At 70.6% G+C, this 3,043-nt stretch carries 3 protein-coding genes; 1 reads left to right on the top strand and 2 read right to left on the bottom strand.

The genetic code is table 11. The annotated features are described in order from the left end of the window. Positions 1-586 (top strand): HpcH/HpaI aldolase/citrate lyase family protein (locus K1Y73_RS21690; protein WP_225030484.1); only part of this gene is annotated, 586 nt, incomplete at its 5' end. Between the two features lie 45 nt (positions 587-631). Here K1Y73_RS21690 and K1Y73_RS21685 read toward each other — a convergent pair. Both K1Y73_RS21685 and K1Y73_RS21680 read right to left on the bottom strand, forming a co-directional pair. Then, positions 632-1,840: a glycoside hydrolase family 3 N-terminal domain-containing protein gene (locus K1Y73_RS21685; protein WP_225030483.1), complete on the bottom strand. Its 1,209-nt coding sequence runs from the start codon at positions 1,838-1,840 to the stop codon at positions 632-634. 2 nt (positions 1,841-1,842) lie between these two features. Then, on the bottom strand, positions 1,843-3,043 hold a 1,201-nt coding region (locus K1Y73_RS21680; protein WP_225030482.1), incomplete at its 5' end, for a phosphopantetheine-binding protein.

Here is a 3,043-nt window from a genome sequence, read left to right as displayed (position 1 = left end):
TGTGCTGCCGAAATGCGCGGGGCCTGCCGATGTCGAGGCTTTGGCCCGGCTTGTCGCGACGCATGGCGGCGGCGATGTCCCGATCCTGGCCATCGCGACCGAAACGGTGCGCGCGGTGCGCAGCCTGATGCGCTCGGACTGGTCGCATCCGGCGCTGGGCGGCCTGACCTGGGGGGGCGAGGATCTGATGGCCGATCTGGGCGCGCTGCGGAACCGCAATGCGGCGGGGGCCTATCATTCGCCCTTCCGCCTGATCCGCGACCTGACGCTTTTTGCCGCCGGCGAGGCCGGGGTGCCGGCGGTGGATGCGGTATACACCGCCTTCCGCGACGAGGCCGGTCTGAGGGCCGAGGCCGGTCAGGCTGCGGATCTTGGGTTCTCGGGCAAGCTGGCGATCCATCCGGCGCAGATCGCCCCGATCCACGCGGCCTTCGCCCCCGACGAGGCCGCCCTCGCACAGGCGCGGCGCATAAAAGACGCCTTCGCGGCGTCAGAGGGCAACGCGACGTCGCTGGATGGCGAGATGTTGGACATGCCGCATTTCCGCCGCGCCATGCGCCTTCTGCAAAGGGCCGCAGTCACCTGAGGGCGGAAGCGCCCGGGGGGCAGGGCGGCCGGGGTCCGGCGCGCCTTACCCCCTGTCCTGCCAGGCCTGCCGACGCATCGCACGCACGCGCGCGACCGCGGCCATGACCTGCGCTTCGGTCAGGTCTCCGCGGGCGATGGCCTTGCGCACCCAGCGCACCGCGCGCTGGGGCAGCAAAGGGTCATAGCCAAACAGGTTCTTGATCATGATCAGGTCATTTCCGGCCGCCAGCGCCCGAATGACGGCCTGTTTTCGGCTCATCAGATGCCGGATCGCGTCCATGTCGACATCATCCGTCATCACCACGCCGCCGTAGCCAAGCGTCTGGCGCAGAAGCCCCGTCACGATCGGGGCCGAAACCGTCGCCGGCCGGCCGTCGGGGGCCAGCCGGTCAAGACGCAGATGGCCCATCATCACCATCGCGGGGACATGGGGCGAGGCGAACAGGCGCGCGAAGGGGTCCAGTTCCGCCTCGGTCCAATGCGCCGAAATGTCGGCGACGCCGTGATGGCTGTCTTTCGCCGAGCGGCCATGGCCGGGAAAATGCTTGGCCGCGCACAGGATGCCCGCGCCGGCAAAGCCGCTGGCAAAGGCCTCGGCATAGGCGGCGATGCGGCTGGGATCGGTGCCATAGGACCGTTTCGGCCGGCCGATCACCGGATTTGCGGGATCGTCGACATCCAGCACGGGGCCAAGATTGATGTTGAAGCCCAGCCCGGCCAGCTGATCCCCCGCCCGGGCGTAAAGCGTGCGCGCCTCTTGTGGGGACAGGGTCTCGGCGACGCTGCGGGCAGCGGGCAGGCGGGTGGCGCCATGCGCCGGGGTCAGGCGCTGCACCACGCCGCCTTCGTGATCAATGGCGATCAGCGGCCGGGCGTTGCCGGCACGGAACAGGCGCAGCAGATCGGTCAGATCGTCAAGCTTGCCGATGTTCTGGGTGACGAAGAACACCCCGCCGACCTGGCCGCGCTGAACCTGCCGGGCCAGAAGCCGCGCCGAGGGAGAGCGGGCATTCGCCCCGTAGAAGCCCAGCATCAGCAGTTCGGAAACCGCATCCGCCAGCGCGTCACGCGGCCGGAACAGGCCGTACCATGCGACGGGATAGGCCAGCATGCCCCGCCCGGCCCCCAGACCCGCGCGCGCGGCGCGCCAGAGCTGGCGCCCGGTCAGCCGCCGGGTCAGGCGCCGGGTGCCGCGCAGCCGGGCGATGCTTTGGTGCAGGCGCGTCAGGGCCTGGGCAAGGCGCGCGGCCATGGTCAGACCGGAAGCCCGCAATCCTGCGGCTCGCTCCGGGCAGGGCGGTCGCAGACGGCTGCGGGCCCGCCGCGGGGAAGATCGAGGTGGCGCAGGATCGTCGCCGCAAGCGCATCGACATTTCCGGGCTGGAAATACTGGCCATGCGCCCCGGGGATGATCTCGACCTGATGGCCCGCGGGATAGGCGGTGCGGAACACCTGTTCGGGCGCCTGGATCTGGCCATAGGGGTTCAGATAGCTGCCGGCGCCGAACAGAAGCAGGGCGGCGCCCGGATAATGGAAGAAGCGGCCCTGCTCCATCAGGATCGTCAGGGCAACCTCGCGGCCCTGGCGCATCAGTTCCAGCCCGGCTTCGCGGATCACCAGGCCGCCCTGGCAATTTCCGCCCAGAAACAGCGGGCCGGTCGGGGCGATGGCCGCGATCTCGTCGGCATAAAGCCGGCCAAGCGCCCCCAGCGTGTCGGCGCTGTATTCGATGGCCAGATGTCCCGAACGCAATCCGAACAGCGACACCGCCTCGCCCAGGCTTTCGCCCAGCCGGGCAAGTTCGGGCCCCGACTGAAAGCACCAGAACAGCCGTGGGCCCGGCCGCGCCTCGCCGCCCGGGCCGCGCACCAGCCCCGCCTTGCCCAGCCGCCGCCCCGGCCAGGTGGCGAGATATGGCAGGATCTTCGCGCACAGCGCGGCGTCGATATCGGGCGATGCGGGGGCAGGCGGCGCGGCGCACCGGCCATCGACCATCAGGGCCAGCACTTCGACCGTATCGAACCCCGCCTCGAACCCAGCATCCAGCGTGATGCCGAAAGCGTCCTCGATCGCGAACAGCAGGTTCGCCATCGCCAGCGAATCCAGCCCGGCCTCGCGCAGGCTGTCGCGGGTGCCGGCAACCAGAGGGGCCCCGGCCTCTTGCTCGATCAGCGCCATCAGCCTTGCCTCGGTCGCGGTGCCGGTGCTGCGGGCCTTGGGCGGGCGGGTCAGCTGCGGCGGCACCGGCAGCGCGCCGCGGTCGCGCTTGCCATTGGCATTGCGCGGAATTTCGGGAACCGGCAGGAAGGCCGAAGGCACCATATACGCGGGCAACCGCTGCGAAAGCCGCGCGCGCAGCGCGACCGGGTCGGGCGCGGGCGCGCCGGGCCTGATCACCACATGGGCGATCAGGCGATCGGCGGAAGGCGGCGCGGCCAGGCCCGACACTGCCGCG

This window comes from Xinfangfangia pollutisoli (genome assembly GCF_020179405.1).
In the GTDB taxonomy this organism is placed as follows: Bacteria; Pseudomonadota; Alphaproteobacteria; order Rhodobacterales; family Rhodobacteraceae; genus Pseudogemmobacter; species Pseudogemmobacter pollutisoli.
This window is presented reverse-complemented; position numbering and strand designations above follow the sequence as displayed.

Excerpts from the sequence above, each read along its gene's own strand:
- K1Y73_RS21685 (WP_225030483.1), bottom strand. The coding sequence starts at position 1,840 with ATGGCCGCGCGCCTTGCCCAGGCCCTGACGCGCCTGCACCAAAGCATC.